The sequence below is a fragment of the Absicoccus sp. genome (assembly GCF_034090965.1).
GTDB classification, from domain to species: Bacteria; Bacillota_I; Bacilli_A; order Erysipelotrichales; family Erysipelotrichaceae; genus Absicoccus; species Absicoccus intestinalis.
On the sequence record NZ_JAXDRQ010000068.1, the window covers coordinates 69,373 to 91,743 of the forward strand.

At 39.2% G+C, this 22,371-nt stretch carries 25 protein-coding genes; 9 read left to right on the plus strand and 16 right to left on the minus strand.

Annotated features, from left to right (window positions below):
- Positions 1–54: 54 nt before the first annotated feature.
- The 5 genes from SOS22_RS10470 to SOS22_RS10490 all read right to left on the minus strand — a co-directional run bounded on the left by SOS22_RS10470 (position 55) and on the right by SOS22_RS10490 (position 2,308).
- A complete protein-coding gene (locus SOS22_RS10470) occupies positions 55–264 on the minus strand; it encodes a hypothetical protein (RefSeq protein ID WP_320597120.1) in 210 nt (69 codons plus the stop codon).
- On the minus strand, positions 261–428 hold the full coding sequence (locus SOS22_RS10475) for a hypothetical protein (RefSeq protein ID WP_320597121.1): 168 nt from the start codon (positions 426–428) through the stop codon (positions 261–263). The genes SOS22_RS10470 and SOS22_RS10475 overlap by 4 nt, the downstream gene beginning before the upstream one ends.
- Positions 425–976 (minus strand): virulence RhuM family protein, encoded by a 552-nt coding sequence (locus SOS22_RS10480; RefSeq protein ID WP_320597122.1) that lies wholly within the window; start codon positions 974–976, stop codon positions 425–427. The genes SOS22_RS10475 and SOS22_RS10480 overlap by 4 nt, the downstream gene beginning before the upstream one ends.
- A gap of 106 nt (positions 977–1,082) precedes the next feature.
- Positions 1,083–1,397, minus strand: coding sequence for an HIRAN domain-containing protein (locus SOS22_RS10485; protein WP_128520219.1), 315 nt, complete (start codon positions 1,395–1,397; stop codon positions 1,083–1,085).
- Positions 1,398–1,483: 86 nt separating this feature from the next.
- Positions 1,484–2,308 carry a class I SAM-dependent methyltransferase gene (locus tag SOS22_RS10490; protein ID WP_320597123.1) on the minus strand — a complete coding sequence of 275 codons (825 nt, stop codon included), beginning with the start codon at positions 2,306–2,308 and terminating at the stop codon, positions 1,484–1,486.
- A 241-nt stretch (positions 2,309–2,549) separates the two neighbouring features.
- Here SOS22_RS10490 and SOS22_RS10495 point away from each other — a divergent pair, with 241 nt between their 5' ends.
- Genes SOS22_RS10495 through SOS22_RS10505 form a run of 3 tightly spaced genes read left to right on the plus strand, consistent with a single transcriptional unit; the run spans position 2,550 to position 6,403 of the window.
- Positions 2,550–3,380 carry an MATE family efflux transporter gene (locus SOS22_RS10495; RefSeq protein ID WP_320597124.1) on the plus strand — a complete coding sequence of 277 codons (831 nt, stop codon included), beginning with the start codon at positions 2,550–2,552 and terminating at the stop codon, positions 3,378–3,380.
- Entirely contained in the window at positions 3,334–3,894 is a 561-nt protein-coding gene (locus SOS22_RS10500) for an MATE family efflux transporter (RefSeq protein ID WP_320597125.1), read from the plus strand. Before SOS22_RS10495 ends, SOS22_RS10500 begins: the two co-directional genes overlap by 47 nt.
- A 31-nt stretch (positions 3,895–3,925) precedes the next feature.
- Positions 3,926–6,403 (plus strand): excinuclease ABC subunit UvrA, encoded by a 2,478-nt coding sequence (locus SOS22_RS10505; protein ID WP_320597126.1) that lies wholly within the window; start codon positions 3,926–3,928, stop codon positions 6,401–6,403.
- A gap of 29 nt (positions 6,404–6,432) precedes the next feature.
- On the opposite strand, the gene SOS22_RS10510 is transcribed toward SOS22_RS10505, so the two are convergent.
- The 6 genes from SOS22_RS10510 to SOS22_RS10535 all read right to left on the minus strand — a co-directional run bounded on the left by SOS22_RS10510 (position 6,433) and on the right by SOS22_RS10535 (position 11,951).
- Positions 6,433–6,891 carry a GNAT family N-acetyltransferase gene (locus SOS22_RS10510; protein ID WP_173446731.1) on the minus strand — a complete coding sequence of 153 codons (459 nt, stop codon included), beginning with the start codon at positions 6,889–6,891 and terminating at the stop codon, positions 6,433–6,435.
- Positions 6,891–8,348 (minus strand): amino acid adenylation domain-containing protein, encoded by a 1,458-nt coding sequence (locus SOS22_RS10515; RefSeq protein ID WP_320597127.1) that lies wholly within the window; start codon positions 8,346–8,348, stop codon positions 6,891–6,893. The genes SOS22_RS10510 and SOS22_RS10515 overlap by 1 nt, the downstream gene beginning before the upstream one ends.
- Positions 8,345–9,031, minus strand: coding sequence for an alpha/beta hydrolase (locus SOS22_RS10520; RefSeq protein ID WP_320597128.1), 687 nt, complete (start codon positions 9,029–9,031; stop codon positions 8,345–8,347). Before SOS22_RS10520 ends, SOS22_RS10515 begins: the two co-directional genes overlap by 4 nt.
- A 105-nt stretch (positions 9,032–9,136) precedes the next feature.
- On the minus strand, positions 9,137–9,733 hold the full coding sequence (locus SOS22_RS10525) for a cytidylate kinase-like family protein (protein ID WP_320597129.1): 597 nt from the start codon (positions 9,731–9,733) through the stop codon (positions 9,137–9,139).
- Between the two features lie 6 nt (positions 9,734–9,739).
- Complete coding sequence (locus tag SOS22_RS10530) at positions 9,740–11,113, minus strand: MATE family efflux transporter (protein WP_320597130.1); 1,374 nt, start codon at positions 11,111–11,113, stop codon at positions 9,740–9,742.
- A 127-nt stretch (positions 11,114–11,240) separates the two neighbouring features.
- Entirely contained in the window at positions 11,241–11,951 is a 711-nt protein-coding gene (locus tag SOS22_RS10535; RefSeq protein WP_320597131.1) for a TVP38/TMEM64 family protein, read from the minus strand.
- Between the two features lie 130 nt (positions 11,952–12,081).
- On the opposite strand from SOS22_RS10535, the gene SOS22_RS10540 reads away from it, so the two are divergent.
- Positions 12,082–13,188: a metallophosphoesterase gene (locus SOS22_RS10540; RefSeq protein WP_320325868.1), complete on the plus strand. Its 1,107-nt coding sequence runs from the start codon at positions 12,082–12,084 to the stop codon at positions 13,186–13,188.
- Positions 13,189–13,192: 4 nt separating this feature from the next.
- Here SOS22_RS10540 and SOS22_RS10545 read toward each other — a convergent pair whose 3' ends face one another.
- Positions 13,193–13,732: a DUF2812 domain-containing protein gene (locus SOS22_RS10545; RefSeq protein WP_320325867.1), complete on the minus strand. Its 540-nt coding sequence runs from the start codon at positions 13,730–13,732 to the stop codon at positions 13,193–13,195.
- On the minus strand, positions 13,725–14,045 hold the full coding sequence (locus SOS22_RS10550) for a PadR family transcriptional regulator (protein WP_320597132.1): 321 nt from the start codon (positions 14,043–14,045) through the stop codon (positions 13,725–13,727). The genes SOS22_RS10545 and SOS22_RS10550 overlap by 8 nt, the downstream gene beginning before the upstream one ends.
- Positions 14,046–14,239: 194 nt before the next feature.
- On the opposite strand from SOS22_RS10550, the gene SOS22_RS10555 reads away from it, so the two are divergent.
- Genes SOS22_RS10555 through SOS22_RS10565 form a run of 3 tightly spaced genes read left to right on the plus strand, consistent with a single transcriptional unit; the run spans position 14,240 to position 18,027 of the window.
- Positions 14,240–14,710, plus strand: a complete 471-nt coding sequence (locus SOS22_RS10555; protein ID WP_320325865.1) for a MarR family winged helix-turn-helix transcriptional regulator — start codon at positions 14,240–14,242, stop codon at positions 14,708–14,710.
- The gene (locus SOS22_RS10560; RefSeq protein ID WP_320597133.1) at positions 14,697–16,433 is read left to right on the plus strand and encodes an ABC transporter ATP-binding protein; all 1,737 of its coding nucleotides are present in this window, start codon (positions 14,697–14,699) and stop codon (positions 16,431–16,433) included. The genes SOS22_RS10555 and SOS22_RS10560 overlap by 14 nt, the downstream gene beginning before the upstream one ends.
- Positions 16,420–18,027, plus strand: a complete 1,608-nt coding sequence (locus SOS22_RS10565; RefSeq protein ID WP_320597134.1) for an ABC transporter ATP-binding protein — start codon at positions 16,420–16,422, stop codon at positions 18,025–18,027. Before SOS22_RS10560 ends, SOS22_RS10565 begins: the two co-directional genes overlap by 14 nt.
- 49 nt (positions 18,028–18,076) lie before the next feature.
- On the opposite strand, the gene SOS22_RS10570 is transcribed toward SOS22_RS10565, so the two are convergent.
- From SOS22_RS10570 to SOS22_RS10580, 3 genes are all read right to left on the minus strand, one after another.
- Complete coding sequence (locus SOS22_RS10570) at positions 18,077–18,751, minus strand: ABC transporter ATP-binding protein (protein WP_320597135.1); 675 nt, start codon at positions 18,749–18,751, stop codon at positions 18,077–18,079.
- Positions 18,751–19,830, minus strand: coding sequence for an ABC transporter permease (locus SOS22_RS10575; protein WP_320597136.1), 1,080 nt, complete (start codon positions 19,828–19,830; stop codon positions 18,751–18,753). Before SOS22_RS10575 ends, SOS22_RS10570 begins: the two co-directional genes overlap by 1 nt.
- A 575-nt stretch (positions 19,831–20,405) precedes the next feature.
- Positions 20,406–21,068 carry a sugar phosphate isomerase/epimerase family protein gene (locus SOS22_RS10580; protein ID WP_320597137.1) on the minus strand — a complete coding sequence of 221 codons (663 nt, stop codon included), beginning with the start codon at positions 21,066–21,068 and terminating at the stop codon, positions 20,406–20,408.
- A gap of 141 nt (positions 21,069–21,209) precedes the next feature.
- On the opposite strand from SOS22_RS10580, the gene SOS22_RS10585 reads away from it, so the two are divergent.
- Positions 21,210–21,986 (plus strand): J domain-containing protein, encoded by a 777-nt coding sequence (locus tag SOS22_RS10585; RefSeq protein WP_320597138.1) that lies wholly within the window; start codon positions 21,210–21,212, stop codon positions 21,984–21,986.
- Positions 21,971–22,363: an HIRAN domain-containing protein gene (locus SOS22_RS10590; RefSeq protein ID WP_320325858.1), complete on the plus strand. Its 393-nt coding sequence runs from the start codon at positions 21,971–21,973 to the stop codon at positions 22,361–22,363. Before SOS22_RS10585 ends, SOS22_RS10590 begins: the two co-directional genes overlap by 16 nt.
- Positions 22,364–22,371 lie beyond the last annotated feature (8 nt).

Genomic DNA, 22,371 nt, shown 5'->3' on the forward strand with positions numbered 1-22,371 from the left:
TTATTGAAGATTGCTTAGATATTTTACCTTTCGAACAATCTGCTTTTTACATACCTAATTTAGGAAATTCATCACCAGTTTGACCATTGTTTCTTTTTCTTCTGGTCGCGATTGGGCAATCATCAATGCAATCGCAACCAATGCACCATCCGAGATCATTTGCTTACCATCGACAATCAGATGCTTGTTTTTGTTCAGAAATTCTAAAAAGATCGATGCACCAATTCGTTTACAACCATCTACAAATGGATGATCTTTAATCAAGAAATACAGTAAATACTTGGATACAATTCGGTTCCAAATACATTTTGATAAACCGCTGCCAAGATACCATTGAGTTTGCCCACTTCTTTTTCCACTCCAAATACATCGGAGAAATCTCCATATTTCATGGAATCAATCAAATGACGACATTCTGCATATGTCATACGATAAATCGTAGTGGCCCCTTTGGCTTAGGAATGGTCCCATGATCATAATCATCTAATAACGTGAGTGCATGAGAATAAGCTTCTATCACACTGAATACTTCTTTTTCTTCTATATTCAAAGTAGATGCCAACATTCTTGATTGGATCGAAATGGTTTTATTCAAGACATCTAATCGCTTTTGATTTAACGCATACCCTTTGATCATATAGTCTTTTAAGACCGATGTTGCCCATTTACGAAAAACAATACCCTTTTTTGATTTCACTCGATAGCCAACGGATATGATCATATCTAAATTGTAATACTCAATATCACGTTTTATTTCCCTTGAACCTTCTTTTTGAACTGTCGCAAATTTTGCGACAGTTGAAGAATCAAGTTCTTCTTTCAATGCATTATTGATATGTTTACCAATTGTTTTAATATCTCTATCAAATAATGTCACAATTTGATTTCTGTTCAGCCAAACCGTATCTTTGTCAGGCGTTACTGTCACATCAATTTGTAAATCTCCATTCACGAATTGAATGATTTCATTACTCATTTTGCCCCCTATCTGCATGTTACACTGATTTTCCATGACATACGTATGATCAAAACCAATTCCTAAACCTGTCCATCCGCTTCTTTGACTCCATGGGATACCTGTATTATCTGTATTTCTTTTTGGCAATATTATCGATTGAACACAAGATTCCATTGTCCAATACATAAACGACTGTACCAATCGCCTTGTTTCCTATCTTGTCATATAGACGACCTGCACTCATGCTTTCTCCTAAGACCGTGTATGGACTGTTGGCCACATAACCCACTTTTCCAAGACCTTTTACATTGACTTGGATGGCTTCACGATCATATTGATTTTCTTTGTCTTTGATCAATTGAACGCGCATACCTGGTTCAAAAAATTTACTTCCATAATAGTATTTCGTTCCCGTGATAGTAAAAAATGTTTTCTTCATAGCATGTGCCTCCATTTCTAGGTCTTTTCTTTCTACTATCACTCTAACAAATACCATGTCCAAATTTTTGGACTTTATACGATTTTCTAAAAAGAATTCTTCTTTTCAAATTCGATATGAACCATAAATAACTTTTTACGCTTGGAGCGAATATAAAGCTTGGTAAACCAATGATAATGGACGCCCGAAATGGGATAGCCTTCTAAATAACTCTTTTGCGATACATGAACGATACGATCCGACCAAGTGGGTAATTCTTTTTCAGCATCATTCAAATAAAAAGTGATCTTAGTATCATTCTTAGTTTGATTGACTTGGCCATTGCCATTTTTCACTTCTTTATAACTAATGGTATCAAACACAAAAGTTGCACCCGGAAATCGATGGGCTATCTCTTTGATCAATGTTTGCACTTCTTTCTTGGAAAAATAGTGAAGGACACCCGCTGCAATAAAGATAGCCCCTTTTTGGGCATCAAACGGAATTTGATCCATCCAAACAGAATTCGTTAGATCACACGCTATATTTTGTTCATTCTTTCCACAAGGAATGTAGGTATTTCGACATGCGATCACATCGGGCAAATCCAAGTTGATCCATGGATTTTGTTCATTTTTCATTTGTCTTCGTAAACAAGAAAGTCCGGCTCCCATTTCAACAATGGTTGCGTTGGGATGGATTTGAAGATACCATGCAATCTCTTTGGAAAAATCATATTGACGCATGGCACCGGCTAAACAAGCACATTCCATATGATAAAAAATAGTAGGTGGTTTGGTTTCTCCCATTTCCTGTAAGATACGGATGGCATCATGATCTGGTAAAATTTGGGGAAGCTTTTTAACCGCTAAAGCACGACACCAAAGCGGAATACAAAGGGTTCTTTCAACACTGTCTTTTTTTAGTTCCATATGTTATCCTCATCTATATTTGTTAGTACCTTCTAATTATATCAACACATCGAATATATTTCATAGGACTATATAGATAAATAGAATCCATATTGACATCTTTTTTTAATGTTGCTAGAATCTAGTTACTCATCGGGGAGCGTTATAAGACACAATTGTGGATCTTAATCGCTGGACAAGATGACAGGTTGAAATACCTGTAGTCTTGTTCAGCTTTTTTTGTTTATTAGGAGGAGATATTATGGATACAACCATAAAAAATTCATTAACAAGTGGACCCATTGTCAAACCCTTATTAAAATTTATGCTACCCGTGATTCTTGCCTTGTTCTTACAAGCCATGTATGGTGCTGTCGATTTGCTTGTGGTGGGACGGTTTGCGACCACAGCCGACATTTCTGGTGTTTCAACTGGCTCTCAAGCCTTACAAACGATCACCAATGTCATCGTTAGTTTTGCTATGGGCATCACTGTCACCATTGGTCAACAATTGGGTGCGAAACAATCCGAAAAAGTCAATCAAACCATTGGTACCGGAATTCTTCTATTTGGGATCATTGGCGTCATCTTAACGATTGTCATGCTCATTTTTGCAGCCCCCATTGCTTCCTTATTGAATGCACCAAAACCGGCCTTCAACCAAACCGTTGGTTATTTACGCATTTGCAGCATGGGCTCTTTGATCATCATTGCCTATAATCTTATCAGTAGTATCTTTCGTGGTCTAGGCGATTCCAAGACCACATTATGGACCGTAATGATTGCTTGCATCTTTAATATTATTGGTGATCTGGTTTTAGTGGCCATCTTCCATATGGGCGCCCAAGGTGCAGCCATCGCAACCATTGTTTCCCAATTGATCAGTGTGATCTTGTCCATCCAGATCATTCGTCATAAAAATCTTCCTTTTCATATTCATTTGAAAATGGATAAAGAATCTTTGCACCGCATCATCCGCGTGGGCTTTCCCATTGCCCTACAAGATTTTTTTAGTAAGCCTGAGCTTCATCGCCATTTTAATGTTCGTGAACGCTTTAGGCATAACGGCTTCGGCAGGCGTTGGTATTGCTGAAAAAGTTTGTGCCTTTATCATGCTGATTCCAAGTGCCTTCATGCAATCCATATCGGCTTTTGTTGCTCAAAATGTAGGTGCCCATAAAGTCGATCGCGCCAATAAAACTTTATTCTATGGTATTTTGATATCCTTGATATTTGGTATCACCATGAGCATTTTAACCTTTCATTTTCGCAGCAATATGGCCGGTATCTTTACAACCAATCCCATGGTCATAAAAGCCGGTGCCGACTACTTAGAAGCCTATGCGATCGATTGTTTATTGACTTGTTTCTTATTCTGTTTTGTTGGTTTCTACAACGGTGTAGGCCAAACGATTTTTGTTATGATCCAAGGAATCGTAGGAGCTTTTGGTGTCCGTATTCCCGTTGCGTATGTTATGAGTCATCAAAGACCAGTTTCCTTATTTCATATTGGCTTGGCCACCCCATGTTCAACCCTTGTCCAAATCATTATTTGTTTGATCGTCTTTCATCATATGAAAACAAAGTTAAAAGAATCCCGTACTTGACGATACCCTTCTTTTTCACTACTCTTTGGGTATGCATAAACAACCAACTCATATTCAAGTACGTGGTGCCCGCGTCCATAACTTAAAAAATATCGATGTGGATATTCCCCTTCATCAAATCACGGCTATTGCTGGAGTATCTGGTTCGGGTAAATCTTCATTGGCCTTGGGCGTTCTCTATGCCGAAGGATCCAGACGTTATTTAGAAGCTTTATCCACCTATACACGAAGACGCATGACGCAAGCCGAAAAAGCCGAAGTGGATGAAATTCGTTATATTCCTGCGGCTTTGGCCTTACATCAACGCCCCAGTGTACCTGGTGTACGAAGCACGTTTGGAACAGCTACTGAACTCTTAAATAGTTTACGTTTGATGTTCTCTCGTTTGGGTTCACATCGTTGTCCCAATGGCCATTATGTAAAGCCTACATTATCTGTAGCGGCCGAAAAAGAAATCGTCTGTCCTGTTTGTGGTGCCCATTTTCGTGGTCCATCTGCGGAAGATTTAGCTTTTAATAGTCATGGTGCTTGTCCTACCTGTCAAGGTACAGGATGGGTACAAACTGTTGATGAAAGTACTCTGGTTCCCAATGAAGATCTAACCATTGATGAAGGCGCTGTCCTTCCTTGGCAAACATTGATGTGGTCTTTGATGAAAGACATTGCTCGCGAAATGGGTGTACGAACCGATGTTCCTTTTAAAGATCTCACACCCAAAGAAAAAGATATTGTTTTTCATGGACCCGCCGTAAAGAAAAATATCATTTATCAAAATAAAACCAGTGGTGCCGCTGGTGATATGGACTTCACCTATTTTAATGCCACCTACACGGTCAAAAACGCCTTATCCAAAGTAAAAGACGAAAAAGGGATGAAACGCGTCGAAAAGTTTTTGAAGACCGAGATTTGTCCCGATTGTCATGGTACACGTCTTTCGAAAACTGCACGTTCTTCTCTTTTACGTGGCATTTCCTTAGATCAAGCTTGTGAAATGACCCTCCATGAATTGGTCCAATGGGTACAAACTGTGCCAGATTCTTTGTCTGAAGAAATGAAACCCATGGCCCAAAGTATTTGTGATTCGTTTTTACATGTGGCCAAACGATTGTTGGATCTAGGATTGGGCTATCTTACGTTAGACCGAGCAGCTTCGACTCTTTCCACTGGAGAAAGACAACGCATGCAATTGGCACGGGCTGTCCGTAATCGTACGACCGGTGTCTTATATGTTTTGGATGAACCATCCATTGGACTACATCCAGCCAATATCGAAGGGCTATCCGGTGTGATGGATGATTTGATTGCGGATGGCAATTCTGTCATCTTGGTCGATCATGATACCCATATTTTAAAACATGCCGATTGGATGATTGAATTAGGTCTCCAAGCCGGTGCCAATGGCGGTAATCTTTTGACTCAAGGCACCATTTCAGATATTGAAAAAAATCCTTCTTCGATCATAGGTCCTTTCTTAGCGCAAGATGCCAAACGCGTACGTCCTGTTATTTCCGATATATTTGCTTTGGGTTCGATCCATATGACAACAGGTCCTATTCATACGGTCAAACCATTGGATGTCCGATTCCCAAAAGGTCGCTTATCCGTGGTTACGGGTGTTTCTGGTTCCGGAAAAACCACAATGATCCTAGAAAGTCTGATTCCTGCTCTACAAGCACAGATAGATCATCAACCCTTACCCAATCCGGTTCTTACATTAGAGTGTGATGGCATCGAACAAGTGAAGCTGATCGATGCCACTCCGATTGGCATCAATGTCCGATCGACGGTGGCAACCTATGCCAATGTACATAATGAACTTCGAAAAGTCTTTTCGAAAACAGACGAAGCCAAAGATCAACAATTAAAGCCAGGTGCGTTTTCCTACAATACGGGTAAATTACGGTGTCCTACTTGTGATGGCACAGGAACCATTAGTTTAGATGTTCAATTTTTACCCGATGTCGAAATCACTTGTCCGGATTGTCATGGTACGCGCTATAACGAACAAGCCAATCATATTCATTGGACCAACACAAAAGGGAAATCGTATACGTTACCCGAAATCATGGCCATGAGTGTCGATCAAGCCTTAGATGCTTGTACGGGATTAAAGATAGTCGAAAAACGCCTACAAGTTTTACATGATCTTGGACTTGGCTATCTGACCTTGGCCGAACAAACGCCGGGCTTATCGGGTGGTGAAGCGCAACGCTTAAAACTAGCCAGTGAAATGCGACGTCCACAAACCAATTCACTCTTTGTGTTTGATGAACCAACCATTGGTTTACATCCACTCGATGTTCAAACGTTGCTTCAAGTCTTTCAAACCCTCATCGAACAAGGTGCCACCGTCATCGTCATTGAACATGATCTCGATGTGATCCATAATGCGGATTATATTGTGGATATGGGACCTGGTGGTGGTATCGATGGTGGTACCATTATCGCAACCGGTACGGTAGATGATATCAAAAACACCAAAAAGAGTATCACAGGAAAGTATCTGTAAAAAAAACGGCTGGATGTCCAGTCGTTTTCTTATAGCTTCATATAATCTTCCATATCATGGAAGCCCATCTTTTGATACAAAGGCTTGCCATCGACGGAAGCTTCCAAATAGATTTTTTGAACATGCATTTCTTTGGCTTGTTTGATTAACCAATCCACGATTCTTTGACCAATGCCCTGTTGACGATATGGTTTCCGCGTATAAATATTCATGATATAGCCACACAATCCATTGGGATTATCTGGAGAGGGCATTTCTTTTTGAATGCAGATACCACCACATCCTACGATCTCATCCTGCAACTTGGCAAAACATGCGATGTGTTGATGAGTGGGCAACATTTCTTGATAATACTTGCGGTTTTCACTTGTTAATTCGGATAAATCGACATCTTTTGGTAGATGGAACACTTCATGAAGAACTTCCATGCGCCAATCCATTAATAAATCGAGATCCTGGATGGTGGCTGGTTGAATGAGGATATCCATTAGAATCTTCCTTCTTTCATGACGATCGGCAATTGATTGATATCTGGTTTGCCATTGGCATTTAAAGGAATTTCCTTCATTTTGACAAAGAATTCAGGAATCATAAAAGAAGTTAGGTTTTGAGCTAATTCCTTTTTCAGATCCGATACTTTGAGTTCGGGCTCACCAACGATATAAGCCGTCATATAGGAAAGGCCATGCTCATCGGTATTAGCTTGGACTACGGCTTGTTGGATATGTGCACATTTATACAAACAAGACTCCACTTCTTTGACTTCAACGCGTTTACCATAAATCATGATTTGCGAATCTTTGCGATGTAAAAAGGCAATGTTACCATCGGGTAAAATATACCCAAGATCCCCACTATGATACATTTTCGATCCATCTTCTAATGAAACAAACATTCGATTTTCTTCATCATGATTACCAATATAACCATTGGAAACGCCATTTCCATAAATACAAATTTCACCGGTTTCGCCTGGTTTCACTTCTTGGCCCTGTTCATCCAAAATTCGAATAGTTACACCTTTCACTGCATGACCAACCGGATAGGTACCATCCGATAATGAGTGTCCGGTGTTGCAGTGATAATACGAAGCACAAACCGTCGTTTCCGATGGACCATAGGTATTATAAACATCAGCTTGATCCAATAGATGATCCACATAGGAAGCCCGAAGGACATCGCCTCCACTAATCAATAAACGTAAGGAATGCGGAATTTCTTCCAGTCGATTCATATCCGCAAACAAATATGGAAAACCACTGATCATCGTAATGTCATATTTTTCTACAAACTGCATCAAAGATTGTATATTTGTTTTAACTTCTGGCGATGGAATCGCAATAGCTACCCCATTTAATAAGCTCGCAAATACTTCTTCCACAAAAATATCAAAGGAACAAACCGAATACTGCAACATGATATCCTGGTTGGTAGGATGAAATTCATTCGCAAAGGCTTGTACATAGTGACAAACATTTTGATTGGTCACACATACGCCTTTGGGTTTTCCTGTTGTTCCCGATGTATATAAAACATAGGCAGGTGAACTGGGTTGGGCCTGTGTATTCTGTGATTGTTTGTATTGATCATCAACGAAACAAGTTGGAAAACCATCCAACTTGGATGTGTATGCCTTTTCCGTTACGATAAAGTCCACATCCGCTTCTTCCATCATGTACTGAATGCGACCAGTTGGAAACGTAGGTTCAGCTGGTACATAGCGAGCTCCACATTTTAGGGTTGCCAACATGGTGGCAATCATTTCAGCTCGATGATCCATCACGATACCAACCGTTTGTACATCTTTTGATAATGTATCGGCGATTTGATTGGTCAATGCCAATAATTGCCCAAAAGTCATTTGCCGATGTTCCTCGATGATAGCGATGCGATCCTCATTCTCTTTCACAACTTGTGTGAATAAACCATACATTGTTTGATTCATGATTGATCCTCCCCAGAAAGAAGCCACATTATGCCTCTAACCATTCTCTGTTCCGCTTCTTGATAATGATTGCCTGGATTCCATTCAAGCCGAGTCTTGATTCCTTTTTCTTGATAGTACTTTACGAGCCTTTCTGTATTCGCTTGTACTGTTCTTAATACAGGATGTGGGGTACATGCTTCTTTCGTTCCTAATGAAAAATACAAACGATCTGGTTGTATGCACATCTCATGATGCTGGATGTATGCACCAAAATCAGGAAACCAAAAAGAACCGGACATGCTCCCTGCACGTTGGAATAAATCGGTATGATACATTGCATATATCGCAAACAATCCAGCTAGAGAATATCCTGTTAGGATTCGATACGTTGGCTTCTCATTGAGCCCATCTTCCACTTGCGGAACGATCTCATGGGTCAATGTCTGTAGCCAATCATCCGCTTTTCCACCACAAGGCCTATCTTCTTTCGATAATGGTGGACAGTACCAAGGAGTCAGATCATCATCCCAATGTAGATGACTGATTACGACCAATGTATGATCTGGACATCTTGTTTTTAATTGACGACAAAAAGCATCACCATTATCCATAAAACTATGCATATATACGATTGGACCTTTCGTTGAGCTTGGATATACGCACACTTTTCTTTGTTGGATTTGAAATTCAAATCGATCCATATTCTGTTTCCTCTATTTGTTTTTGGTTACCCTAACACATTTCAATTTGATGTACAAGTATGCAAATTTTTCATATTGCCTAGAAAAAAAGCCGATCCATTTCGATCAGGCCTTTCTTTCTTTTGCCAATTCACAAATAATTTTTGTACATGTATCCAACCCAAATTCACCACTATCCAAACACAAATGATAATTCTTTGCTTGCCCCCAATGACGATCGGTATAGTATTTATAATTCGCTGCCCGCTTTTTGTCTTTGTCACGCAACCGCTTTTTCGGTTCTACATCCGTTTCCCCATAGACTTCAACGATCCGTTTTACTTTCTTTTCGGTGCACGCATGAATGAACACATGAAGACAATCTTCACGATTTCTTAAAATATAATCCACACTTCGCCCTACGATCACGCAATTTCCCTTCTGCGCCAAATGTAAGATGATCTCTTGTTGTTTGGCCCATAATTGATCTTCAATCGAAGCTCCCGTTGCCGATCGGCCAATAAATGCATAACTAAAAATATTCGTTCCTAACGCATATTCTCCACGTTTTTCGATGTAATCTTTTGAAAATCCCGTTTCCATCGCAATTTTTTCAATGAGTTCTTTATCATAATAAGCATATCCCAATGTTTCTGCGACTTGTTTCGCAATGGTTCGTCCACCACTACCAAATTCTCGACTAATGGTAATCACTCGTTTCATGTTTTCTTACTCCAATCCAATTTCTTTTTTCACGCTACGATACATCAACCAAGCTACGATCACACCACACAATTCCGCAATCGGGAAGGCCCAAAACGTCAAGGATGGATTGCTTGCCATTCGTATAAATAACCAGGCCAATGGAAGATCGACCAAAACCATACGAATCAAAGAAACAATCAGAGAATACATACCTTTACCTAAGGCTTGGAAAATGCCTTGTAAAGCAATATTGAAACCCGCAAACAAGAATCCGGTAGCGATGATCTTCATGGCAACAACACAAACAGAAATAATTTCTGGCGATAAGGCAAAAATACTCGCCAAAGGATTGGCAAACAGTTCCAAGATGATCATACAGATGCCCAATAAAATAACAGTATCCAACGTTCCATATTTGATACTATCTTTAACACGTTGCATATCACCTTTTCCATAATTATAAGCAACCAAAGGAATCAAAGCATTGTTTAAACCAAAACCCGCAAAGAACGCAAATTGTTGGATCTTATAATATACACCATATGCCGTTACATAATTTTCGGAAATACCCGCCAAGATAATATTGACCCCATAGGTCATAAACGACATCAAAGCTTGTAAGATGATGGCGGGAATACCAATTTGATAAATGTGGACAATGATCTCTTTTTGAGGTCTTAAATAACGAAGACCATTTTTGATTTCGGGATTAAAGAAATAATGGAAAAACATATTTAATCCCAAGGTGACCATTTGACCAATCACGGTCGCATACGCAGCGCCACTGATGCCCATGACAGGAAGACCAAACCAACCAAAAATCAATACGGGATCTAAGAAAATATTGGTAAGAGCTCCAGCTAATTGAGCGATGGTCGTTTGAAGTGTTTTTCCTGTGGATTGGAGCAATTTTTCATACACCATGCTCAAAATCACACCAAAAGAAAGAAAGACACAAATGGATAAATATTGCGTACCCAACATCAAGATCAATTCATTGGATGACTGCGATCGTAAATACGCATCGAGTCCAAAAATACCAAATAATAAGAATACAACATACGTACAAATGCCTAAGAAAATCGCATTTCCAGTAATTTTATTTACCATTTCATAATCTTTTTGTCCCAAAAATCGACTAATCAATGCATTCACACCGACACCGGTTCCAACGCCAACGGCAACCATCAACATCTGAATTGGAAAAGCCAAGGTCAAGGCATTCATGGCTTGATCGGCAATCTTGGGAATCTGTGATACAAAATAACTATCAATGATATTGTAAAGTGCTTGTACCACCATTGAACAAATCATAGGAATACCCATGGTCAACATCAATTTAGGGATGGGGTGTATCCCCATTTTATTGCCAGTTTCTATTGTGTTTGTCTCACTCATTCTTTCTGCCTTCTTTCTGCAAATAAAAAAAGTGACGTTCACGTAACCTGGTACATATTTGTATCCTAGATTTACGCTTACGCCACTTTCGGTTCGCGTATTTTATACCATTTTATTTTCAAAAATGTCAATATTTTTTTGATCGAATATAGGGTTCCAATCGAGTCATGATTTGTTTTCTAAAGATGAAAACAAGAGCAGCCATCAGGGCAAGAACGACAATGATCGGCAAGAAAATATGCCAGTTTACAGTGAGGAAGGCATCGCCACAAACGACATCCAAAGCAATGGCTGGCAAACAACCAATCGCTAAAGATTGGATAAATCCAACAAAGGTCACTCTTGTTTTAGCGGCCATATACGGAATCGTGCCATTGGGCACAACGGGTAATAAGCACATATACAAAACCACTCGTTTGGGATCTTTCACTTGTTTCATCAATTCTTCCACTTTGGGATTGCGTCCATAATGAATGTTTTTGGAAACATCCATCTTTCGTTTGCGAGCCCAAAGAAACATACAAGCATTCACAACCAAATTGGTCAGATAACACATCAAGATGCCTTTGCCTTTTCCATATACAATGCCAGCCGTAATATAGATTGGTAAAGCCGGAAGAACGATCGAAATGGTTTCTAATATTTGCAGAATGATCAATACCGATTCACCCCTTCGTCCTTCTCCACGAATATAAGTCGTCAAACCGACAATGTCATTGTTTTCTAAATATTGAAAGATCTTGGGAGAATGTTGAAAAAGAAGATGCACCACAAAAAGGCCAACCATCACAATGCATAAGATCTCAATCGTTAAGACTTTCTTTCTTGTTTGTTTCATCTTCTGCATCGTATCAAATCATTTCTATGGAATCAATTGTTTTCGTTGATAAAACGGACCAATGATTCATTTAGATACTTTGATAGATTTATATATTTCTTTGGTTTTCAGAAACCTTTATAATTCAATTATGAAAATGAAAAGTACACGCTTTTTGGATAAAAAAATCTATTTCCAAATTTCAAGGATCCTCATTGGATTTGCCAGCCTCTATAGTGATCTACGAATCGCTTGGAGCATTCATCCTTCTATCCTTTTGTATTTGATCGTGTTGTCGACAATTGCCTTGGCATTTCAAATATTTGCCGAACACGTTGGCAAATATTTTCCAGCCTATCGCCAAATCGCACTATTTTCAGGTTTGTATTTAGCCTTTCTTACCTACCACATTTCCACATTGATCGTAACCGATCTGGTAGGTATCTTCCTTTCCTATGACTTATCCCGGTTAGGCTTGCTAGTAAGTATCGCCATCACGATCTATGGAAGAGTTCATGCGCATTCGATCAAAACTGTGTCGTATACCTATAAAACAAACAAACTACCGGCTGCTCATCAATACACCATTGTTCAATTGAGTGATCTACATATTGGTGAAATCATTGATCACGCCTATATCCATCATGTCGTCTGTCAGACCAATGCCCTCCATCCCGATCTGATCGTGATCACAGGCGATGTGTTTAATCGAACCAATATACGTAAACCCAAAGACATCGATAGGATTTTTGCGGAACTGGCACAACTCCAAGCTTGTGATGGAGTCTTTGCGATTTGTGGAAATCATGACCCATCCATAGACAGTCCTTTATGGCAGGATTTTTTAAAAAGATCAAACATCATTGATCTCAATAATCAAAGCTTTATCAGCAAAGAAATCAACTTGATTGGTCGCACTCGACTGGTTTCGAATCCAACCCGCATCCATCTCAAAGGTATGATGCAATCGTGTGATCGTTCCAAACCCATCGTGATTCTAGATCATGATCCTTCTGGCATTGTGGAAGCACAAGTACAACATGCCGATTTGATCTTATGTGGGCACACCCACAAAGGTCAATTTTTTCCTTGTACTTTTTTTACACGCTATTGGTATGGAAAAGATTATTATCATGGCAAACATATCCAAAATGGCACGTGCAGCATTGTTTCTGCAGGAACGGGATATTTTGAAATTCCTGTACGAATTGGCACCGATAATGAAATTGTGAAGATCCAGCTACAAGGCATCCAGTAAGAAATCAATGTTCTCTTTTTGCGAACAATACCTTTCGGTAATATACGATAAATTTGAAAATGATATAAATATAAATAACAGAAACGACCACAAGCAGGATCCATGCCACCGGTCTATCCAGTGAACTGTGAATGATAAACAAGAAACCAATAAAGACGATGATCAACGGGATGATCCTTCCTTGATAGACTCGTTTGATCATGTCTTGTTTGGATTGCTCATCACAAAAAATTTCTTCCTTTTTACCGTTCATGGCTTGTTTTGCCTTACGAAAATAGGAAAAACCATTGAGATCTTGGATGTATTCCCAACCACAATCTTCAAACATCTGGATGTAATCTTCCTGATCTTCTTGGGTCTTTTTACTATTGGTATCACGATAATCCAATTGATACACCACCTCTTCTGGTTCACAAGATTCAAACGTATACTTGAAACCATTCGTACTTTTCAACTTCCATCCCTTCTGGTGCATATCTTCCAAATAGTCCTGCTCTTTTTTCCAATCACTGATGTCAAAAAATTTCCATTGATGCTTAAACATGTTGTACCTCCTTCATATTTTTGTACAACCTTTCAATGCGCTTCATTTCTGTTTGCAGTACGATTTCTCCCAATGCAGTGATCACATAGATCTTTCGTTTTTCTTCTTCACGCACAAACTGGATCAGTCCATCTTTTTCCATTTTCGAAAGGCTTCCATACAAAGTTCCCGGGGCAATGCGAATTTCCCCATGGGTCAACTTTTCAACTTTCTGAACGATGCCGTATCCATGCGATTCATTTCGTAAACAAAAAAGAATGTAAAAGGCGGTTTCACTCATAGGGACATAAACTTTTTTGATGTGTTCATCCATACATATCACCTCGATATATCGCAGTACTATCCTTCCACTTTATATAGCAGTTCGCTATATCGAAGTCAATCGTTAAATATAGATTTTAAATCATTTCTTTCCATCCTCCGTTTCTTTATCCAATCCCATTGCGCTTATCTAATAGATGTACTATCATCTATTTAGTTGATAGTACATCTATTAAGGAGATTCCTATGAGTGAAGAAATGAGAGAAATCACCAAAATTGCCAGAGAAGTATCGAAATTTACCGTAAAGACCATGAAGGCCGAAGGCATTGGAACCGCAGAATTCGATTTCATCCATGTGATCCGTCACAATCCGGGAATTAACCAAAAAGGGATACGCGAAATTCTCGGATTGGATAAAGGCGCTTGTGCTCGACGAACGGCATCTCTGGAAGCAAAGGGCTATTTGATTCGGAAACAAGATGAAAAAGATAAACGAAACTGGAAATTGTATGCATCCGATAAAGTGGAGCGTTTGAAACTTTCCAAGGTTGAAATTGAAAATCTCTATTACGATTGGCTGGTTCAATGTTTGGATGAAAACGAAAAGCAGACGTTTTATACCCTTCTTCATCGATTATATCTTCGAAACAAAGCGGAGTCCAAAGGGGGATTTTCGCATGTTCAGAAAGTTGTGAACGATCATGAAAACAGATAAATTATTAAAACATCCCAACCAAATTCGTACGTATTTTCGATTTGAAATACCAATGCTTATCATCGTATCGATATCCGGTCTGCTCTATAATGTTGGACTGTTGGCAGGGCCCTATTTTGAAGGTCAGTTGGCTCAATGTCTCTATGACATCACCAAAGCCAAAGCGACTTGGCAAGATATGTTACGATTGGCCCTTTTCTATATATTGGTCATTGCCTTGGTACAACTAGCCAGAGCCATCAAACGGTTTGGCGTACGAAGATTTGCGAATGATATCAGTCGGGCCATGCGTCGAAGTCTCTACAACTCGCTTGTTCACACACACAAGCCAAAAGAAAAGGATATGGGCTCGCTTTTAACCAATGCGATTGCCGATGTCGATGTGTGTGCCGAAGGCATTCGTAAATTTACGACTGAACTCTTTGATACAGGAGTTGTTTTGATTGCTTATACATGTCTTTTGCTTCATTACGATTGGAAGCTAGCCATTTTATGTTGTTTGTTTGCTCCGATTGCGTACGTTGTTGCCAATCAAATGAAACATAGAGTCACTGCAGCCAATATTGCTTATAAAAAAAGTGCTTCTTCTTTAAGTGCTTTGACCATGGATCGTATCGAAAATAGTCTTACCTATCGGGTATATGGACGTGAACAAAATCGGGATGAGGCCTATGAAAAAGTGTTAAGTGATTATGAAGTCAAAAGTGCGAAAGCCAATCTTTATGAAGGGGCTTTAACCCCTTTGTATGATGCCATTGCCATGCTTGGCACCCTCATGATCATTTACTTTGGTGGGAAAAATGTAAATGGAACGGGTTGGACTGTCTGGAACATTGCAGCTTTTACGACTTTTCTTTCTTGTTTCACAAAACTAGCCGTCAAGACCAGCCATGCCGCAAAGCTTTTTAATGCCGTGCAAAAAGCAGAAGTTTCCTGGAAACGCATTCAACCTTTGATGAGAGAACCCATCGAAGAGGACGATTCCATCGATACGGTACCTTTTTGTCCCATGACTGTATCTTTCAATCATGTGTCCATTGGTTCGCTCTTACACGATATTCAATTTATTGCCAGACCCGGCGAGATCATTGGTATTACAGGCGAAGTGGCCAGTGGCAAAAGTTCACTCGGAAAAGTATTGATCGATGAAATCGATTATACCGGTTCCATCACGTGCAATGGAAAAGAATTACGCGATATGAGTGAAGAAGAAAAGCGTTCTGCGATTTCCTATATGGGCCATGAACCCCAACTGCTTTCGGTTTCTTTTGAAGAGAATATTTGTCTAGGTCGTGATCTATGTGCCACTACCTATTTGAAAATGACCAATCTGGATCAAGATCTCAAACAAATGGATCGTTTGGTTTCGGATCGAATTGGAGATGCAGGATCGATGTTGTCGGGTGGTCAACAAGCAAGACTGGCACTGGCTCGTACGTTGGCCCATGCCAAACCCATCCTTCTATTGGATGATCCCTTTGCCGCTGTCGATCAAGCAACGGAAACAAACATATTAAAAAATATTCGTCAGACTTTTCCCCATCATACCATTCTTTTCATTTCACATCGTCTTTATCATTTTCCCTCTTTTTCTCATGTTCTTTATTTACACGATCATACAAGTACGTTTCTGTCTCACGACGACATGTTGAAACAAGAAGCTGGATATCGAAAATTGTTTATGCAACAAAGGAAAGGAGAAGATTCGAATGACAATGAATAAGATCGTACAAACATTCATGAAACAAAACAAGAAATGGATGATTCTTTTGATCGTGGTAATTGGTTGTTCTGTTTTCACTTCTTTGCTTCCTCCTTTGGTTCTGGAACGCATTGTCAACCGTCTTGGGAATCAACGATTCATATCCTTCCTCCTTGCACTTTCGTATTTCTTATGTATCGTTCTTGCCGATATTTTTGAATCGCTACAAAATGCTTGTATTACCATTTTTGGTCAGAAAATGACCCATGCGATTCGATCGACTCTTTGCCAAAAGCTTTCACGACTATCACCACAATATTTTCATGTCCATAAAGCCGGTGAAATCGAATCCATCTTTACCAATGATGGAGATGCCATTGATATTTTGTATAGCGATGGGATCGTAAGCATGATTGCCGATTGTTTCAAGCTCATTGCCATTTTTATCGTCATCTTTACGCGTTCGAAAGGTCTGGGACTATTGCTTCTGGTCATCACACCATTTTTGTATTTTTTTACGCGATGGGCACAGAAAAAAATGAACAAAGCCCAATTGGCCAATCGGAAAGCCATTGCTCGTGTAAACAGCCAAGTCCCCGAGACGATTCGATGCATGCGCATGATCCATGGTTTTCATGCCGAAAAATATATGGAAAACACCTATGACAGATACATTCAAGAAAGCTATCAAGCCATCGATCAAGGAAATATCATTGATAGTATCTATTCCCCTGTTATCTTGATCACACAAGCCATTGTTACGGCAATCATGATGATCTTTGCGGCGAGTGGATATCGTTCCCTTTTTGGTCTATCCGTTGGATCGGCCGTAGCTATGATTGCTTATGTGGCCAATATTTTTTCACCCCTGGAAAACATTGGTATGGAAATTCAGAACATGCAAGCTGCGAGTGCAGCGATTCATCACATTCAAACTTTTTTGAATGAAACCGACTGGCATCCAGAAGTCAATACAACCATAAAAAATAACGACATCTGCTTTGACCATGTCACATTTGGGTATGATCCTGAAAAACCTGTCTTTCAGAATTTATCTTTTACGATCCATCCTGGTGAACATGTGACATTTGTAGGTCGGACCGGAGCTGGTAAATCCACGATCTTTCGATTATTGACGGGTCTATACAACCCTGATGCAGGCCATATTTCTCTTGCCGGCTATTGTCCTGTCGCTCTAAAACCGGAAGAAAGACGAAATGTATTTGGATTGGTTGAACAAGACTTTACCTCCGTTCCTGGAACGGTTCGGGATCAAATCACATTGTATGCATCCTATAAAGATGAAGAAATCAACAAAGCCCTTCTTCTTTTAGGATTCGAACAGACCATTGAAAACTTACCTCATGGTTTGGATACGCCTATGGATGAAGATTTATTTTCAAAAGGACAACTCCAACTGCTTGCGATTGCCCGGGCCATCGTTTCCAATCCTTCGATCCTTTTATTGGATGAAATTACCGCGAACTTAGATGCCCAGACAGAAGATCGTATCCTTTCGGCTTTGCGTGCCTCAAGTAAAGGTCGAACTGTCCTATCCATATCGCATCGGCTTTCCCAAAGTATTGGTCCAGCGCGAATCATTGAAATCAAATAAAAAGCACGATAACTCGTATTACCGTACTTTTTTGATGAAGGGAATCCATTCATCCGACTTGTTTCAATTTTCCATCTTCCATTTGATAAACGATATCTACTAAATCAAGAACACGTGAATCATGGGTAACCATGATGGCTGCTTTGTTTCGTTTGTGCACTTCCATCGCAATCATCTTGACGGCTTGTCTGCCTCGTTGAGAATCCAAAGAAGCGGTTGGTTCATCGGCTAAGATCACATCTGGATCTGTAATAAAAGCTCGTGCCAAAGCGACGCGTTGACGTTCTCCACCCGACATTTGGGATGGATAATGGTCCATGATCTTGGTCAAATCTAATTCTTGTGCCAATTGTTCTACCTTTTCTGGATTGGCTTTTTTTACCACATCCAATTGTTCACGTGCCGTAAGAAATGGTAACAATTGATGATTTTGAAAAATAAAACCAATATGATCGCGTCGAATGGCTGTCCAATCTTGCTTTTTCTTCATAGAAAGATCTTCTCCACACAATATGACTTTTCCTGTATTGCCAGAAAGCATCATTCCGGCAATATTCAAAAAGGTACTTTTGCCACAGCCAGAAGGCCCGACAATCGCGACAAATTCACCAGCATGGATCGATACATTCACATCTTGGAGAATTTGTCTTTTCTTTTGGCCATCTTGATAACTCATAGATACATGTGAAATTTCTAGGATCGTTGACTGTTTTTGGTTTTGCATTAGTTGTCACCTCCAATGATCATCGCCGGATCAATTTTTGCCACGCGTCGAACCGATACCAAGCCACCCACTAAAGAAATCAATACAAACGCAAGTAAAATCGTGATTTCTGCTCGGCCATTGAGATAAAATGGCATGCTTGATGGTAAGACATAGGACAGAATTTGCGTCAATATCGCGGCAAGAATAGCGCCAAATGAGGCAATCAACAAGACTTGGCAAAGAATAAATTGTCTTAATTGACGCATGGATGTACCAATTGCTTTTAATACTCCAAATTCTTTTTCTTTTTGGAGATTGATCACATAAAAGAAGATACCAATGATCACCGCTGTAATGATCACTAACATCCAAATGACCATGGTGATCGTACTTTGTTCCGCACGATAGCCAGGAATGCTGTTGATGATCTCCGATTTAGAATAGACAGCCGTACCATCTACATTGATTTTTGGTGTATTCGATTGTACGGCAATTGCATGATACGATTTCACATATGCTTGAGGATTTACTTTTTTCATGATGGATGCATAAGTATCCGACGACATATAAATAACGGATACATGTCCATACATCTGATCCGACACAAACCCACATACACTCATCACAACTCCCGTCGAAGCATCTTTGATGTGATCCCCTACTTGAATGCCATCTTCTTGAAATGCATCATCCAATACAACTGGATTTTCAGCTTTACTTTTGGCTAGTTGATTGGATGGGGATAAGAAACTATGGGGATCAATGGCAAAATAGACAGCATCCTTCTTTTCATCACTATTTGCTGTTTGAATATAGGTTCGCAAAACATCCAGTGATGTAGTCTTTCCTTTGGTTTGTTTCGTTATTTCTTGGTATTGGTGGTCAGAAAGATTGGATACAGTCAACAATTTTTCAGAGTCATCACTCAATACAAAGGATTGAGCATCCAAGCTTTCAACACTCGAAGATACGGCTCTTCCTAAGCCATTGACCAAACCCGAAAGAGATAAGACCATAAACATCATCAATAAAACGATGATACTGATCAATGCATATCTTCGCCAATTATATTTCAATTCTTTCCATGCAAGTCGCATACGTTTCCTCCTATTTATATTTTATCAAATATGATTTGTTCAAATCTATCTGTGATTATACGCGTATTCTCAATAAATGCAACAAACAAGCCATAAAAAAAAGCTTCGAATAACCTGCATCCTAGATAATTCTGAAAGCAAACAAAATGACACGGATAAAACAAACAGAAAATATTTCATCTTTCTACCACGTATTATACATACAGAAACATCTACAGATTTATTGCTGTATCACAAAACAAATAAAAAAATACCCATTACGTACGATCCATCCCATTTACAAAGATGGGCAAAACCACTCGCAATCAAAAGGAAAACCATTGATTCTTTTGATTGCGATGTAAAATAGATAAAGCAAAAAGTCCAAATCCTAATATGTCAAAATTGTTTATTTGTAAACATGGAATGGGTACATTTAAAACAATTTCCATATACCACCTGAAAAATATGTCTTTTGTTTCCTTTGCATACAAAATGATTCTATAACTCGTAAAAAGAAATCAGAAAATCTGTCATCAAACTTTTCATATCGACTCTCGTTGCTTAAGACCAACACAAAGAAAAAGAACATCGTCCTAAATGATATTCTTACTTGGCTTGGATACATTGTTGACCATCTTTTTTAATACACGCATACATTCTATGCTTCCTTTCCCATCTACTTCCGGTTCTAAAGATAAGCTGCCTGTATATCCATTTTCACGCAAACTCGTTAATAAATCAGAATAAGGAATATCTCCCTTGCCAACAGGAACATGCAGAAATGGTTTGGGGCTAGACGCATCATAGCGATAATCCTTGATATGTATATGTCCTATATAAGGAGCCATATGTTCTAATTCTTCCTTTAGATTCCAATGCATATATTCCTTTGGCACATTGGCTGGGATAGCGCGATAGGAATTGGCTGGATCCCATAGTAGTTTGAGATAGGAACTTTGAAGGGCTCGTACAACTTGTAGCGTCATTTCCCCTTTAGGCAAGTGAGAATATGGACAGTTTTCTAACACCAGCGTGACTTGATAAGATTTCGCAATTTCTATAGCTCTTTTGATATTCGGAATGATTCGATCCATATCTTCCTTGGTCCCAAAAGGACCTTTTCGATTATCGGGCCAACGGAAAGGAAATATGCGAATGGTTAAACAATGCAATGCATGCGCGATTTGGCAGGCATTTTCTAAAGCATGCAGATGGGTTTTGATGTCTCCTGTCCCATTTCTTGTTACGATATCCAAATACAAGATAGGAAAATGACTAACAAATCACTACACAGTGATAATGTCAGCTACACGATTTCTAGCTTTTTTCTTCAAAACTTGAGCTATCTTATGCTTTCGTTTATTTCCTTGCTATACTATTTATACAAGGAGATTTTTATGTCCATCATTTCTATACAAGATTCTCTAAACGATCAATATGAAAAGCTATTGTTTGAACGCGATGCGCTTCGTAAGGATGCGGCTTCGATACAATTGGCCTACATTCGAACGTTTGGGCTTTTAATCAACGAAGCCTTTGCAGCAAAAATAGCATGTATCCGACTCAAAAAGCAGATTGCATTCTATCAAGCCGCTCTAAATCAAGGAAAAGAACTTTCCATGGATGAAGTAGACCAATATACAAAACAAGTGATGCAAGCTTATCAAAAACAGTTGCATGAAATGTATGAAAAAACTTCCATGGCTATGCAGTGCAAAGTATCTAGCGAGGCCACCGTCTTAGCTGTAAAACAGAAATATCGCCAACTTGCGAAACAAGTCCATCCAGATTTGCATCCAGAATTTGTCAATGATCTACGATACAAAGAGTTATGGTCACAAATCGTGGATGCCTATCATGCCAATGATTTATCTAGGTTAGAAGAGCTAGAATTCCTCATGCATCAAATCGAAATGGATCATTCCTCTCTTTCCCTCGAAGTGCCAAATATTCAAGAAAAAATTCACGCTTTACAAGATGAGATCCCAACAATTATTTCAAGTGATCCCTATCAATATCATACGATCCTTGAGAATGATGATTTAAAAGAAGAAAAAGTGAATGAATTAAAAGAAGAAATTAAAATTTATTCCCAATACAAAGAAGAATTACAGAAAGTGTTTGAAAAGATGATAACAAATAACGAGGTAAAAGAACCATGGCAAACGAACTAAGCAAGTTAAATCAACAATTAGCAACAATAGCGAGCGAAAATTCTTTAGATGAGATCATAAAGCCATTAACTCGTGAAATTCACTTATTTGATACCTATATTGCCGGTACATCGCATATCACTGAGCCAAGTGTTTTTCAACAAATCAAAATCGGTGATACCTTACATTTACAACGGGAACAAAATCGTTTTGATGAAAATGCAATACTCGTTTTAACTTGTGATGGAAAAAAACTTGGATATATTCCCGAAAAAGATAATGTAGTGTTTTCTCGATTGATGGATGCCGGCAAGCTACTATCAGCTACAATCATAAAAATCAGTCAAAAACATACTTTCACATACATTCAAATCGCCATTTCGCTTATCGATTTTTAGAGGCACCC

What these genes read in the sequence shown, in the direction of transcription:
- SOS22_RS10585 (WP_320597138.1), top strand. Translation starts at nt 21,210, where the DNA reads ATGTCCATCATTTCTATACAAGATTCTCTAAACGATCAATATGAAAAG.
- SOS22_RS10515 (WP_320597127.1), bottom strand. Translation starts at nt 8,348, where the DNA reads ATGAATCAAACAATGTATGGTTTATTCACACAAGTTGTGAAAGAGAAT.
- SOS22_RS10545 (WP_320325867.1), bottom strand. Translation starts at nt 13,732, where the DNA reads ATGTTTAAGCATCAATGGAAATTTTTTGACATCAGTGATTGGAAAAAA.
- SOS22_RS10520 (WP_320597128.1), bottom strand. Translation starts at nt 9,031, where the DNA reads ATGGATCGATTTGAATTTCAAATCCAACAAAGAAAAGTGTGCGTATAT.
- SOS22_RS10475 (WP_320597121.1), bottom strand. Translation starts at nt 428, where the DNA reads ATGACATATGCAGAATGTCGTCATTTGATTGATTCCATGAAATATGGA.
- SOS22_RS10540 (WP_320325868.1), top strand. Translation starts at nt 12,082, where the DNA reads ATGAAAATGAAAAGTACACGCTTTTTGGATAAAAAAATCTATTTCCAA.
- SOS22_RS10590 (WP_320325858.1), top strand. Translation starts at nt 21,971, where the DNA reads ATGGCAAACGAACTAAGCAAGTTAAATCAACAATTAGCAACAATAGCG.
- SOS22_RS10480 (WP_320597122.1), bottom strand. Translation starts at nt 976, where the DNA reads ATGAGTAATGAAATCATTCAATTCGTGAATGGAGATTTACAAATTGAT.
- SOS22_RS10530 (WP_320597130.1), bottom strand. Translation starts at nt 11,113, where the DNA reads ATGAGTGAGACAAACACAATAGAAACTGGCAATAAAATGGGGATACAC.
- SOS22_RS10535 (WP_320597131.1), bottom strand. Translation starts at nt 11,951, where the DNA reads ATGAAACAAACAAGAAAGAAAGTCTTAACGATTGAGATCTTATGCATT.
- SOS22_RS10505 (WP_320597126.1), top strand. Translation starts at nt 3,926, where the DNA reads ATGCATAAACAACCAACTCATATTCAAGTACGTGGTGCCCGCGTCCAT.
- SOS22_RS10525 (WP_320597129.1), bottom strand. Translation starts at nt 9,733, where the DNA reads ATGAAACGAGTGATTACCATTAGTCGAGAATTTGGTAGTGGTGGACGA.
- SOS22_RS10485 (WP_128520219.1), bottom strand. Translation starts at nt 1,397, where the DNA reads ATGAAGAAAACATTTTTTACTATCACGGGAACGAAATACTATTATGGA.
- SOS22_RS10510 (WP_173446731.1), bottom strand. Translation starts at nt 6,891, where the DNA reads ATGGATATCCTCATTCAACCAGCCACCATCCAGGATCTCGATTTATTA.
- SOS22_RS10490 (WP_320597123.1), bottom strand. Translation starts at nt 2,308, where the DNA reads ATGGAACTAAAAAAAGACAGTGTTGAAAGAACCCTTTGTATTCCGCTT.
- SOS22_RS10560 (WP_320597133.1), top strand. Translation starts at nt 14,697, where the DNA reads ATGAAAACAGATAAATTATTAAAACATCCCAACCAAATTCGTACGTAT.
- SOS22_RS10570 (WP_320597135.1), bottom strand. Translation starts at nt 18,751, where the DNA reads ATGCAAAACCAAAAACAGTCAACGATCCTAGAAATTTCACATGTATCT.
- SOS22_RS10550 (WP_320597132.1), bottom strand. Translation starts at nt 14,045, where the DNA reads ATGGATGAACACATCAAAAAAGTTTATGTCCCTATGAGTGAAACCGCC.
- SOS22_RS10565 (WP_320597134.1), top strand. Translation starts at nt 16,420, where the DNA reads ATGACAATGAATAAGATCGTACAAACATTCATGAAACAAAACAAGAAA.
- SOS22_RS10495 (WP_320597124.1), top strand. Translation starts at nt 2,550, where the DNA reads ATGGATACAACCATAAAAAATTCATTAACAAGTGGACCCATTGTCAAA.
- SOS22_RS10555 (WP_320325865.1), top strand. Translation starts at nt 14,240, where the DNA reads ATGAGTGAAGAAATGAGAGAAATCACCAAAATTGCCAGAGAAGTATCG.
- SOS22_RS10575 (WP_320597136.1), bottom strand. Translation starts at nt 19,830, where the DNA reads ATGCGACTTGCATGGAAAGAATTGAAATATAATTGGCGAAGATATGCA.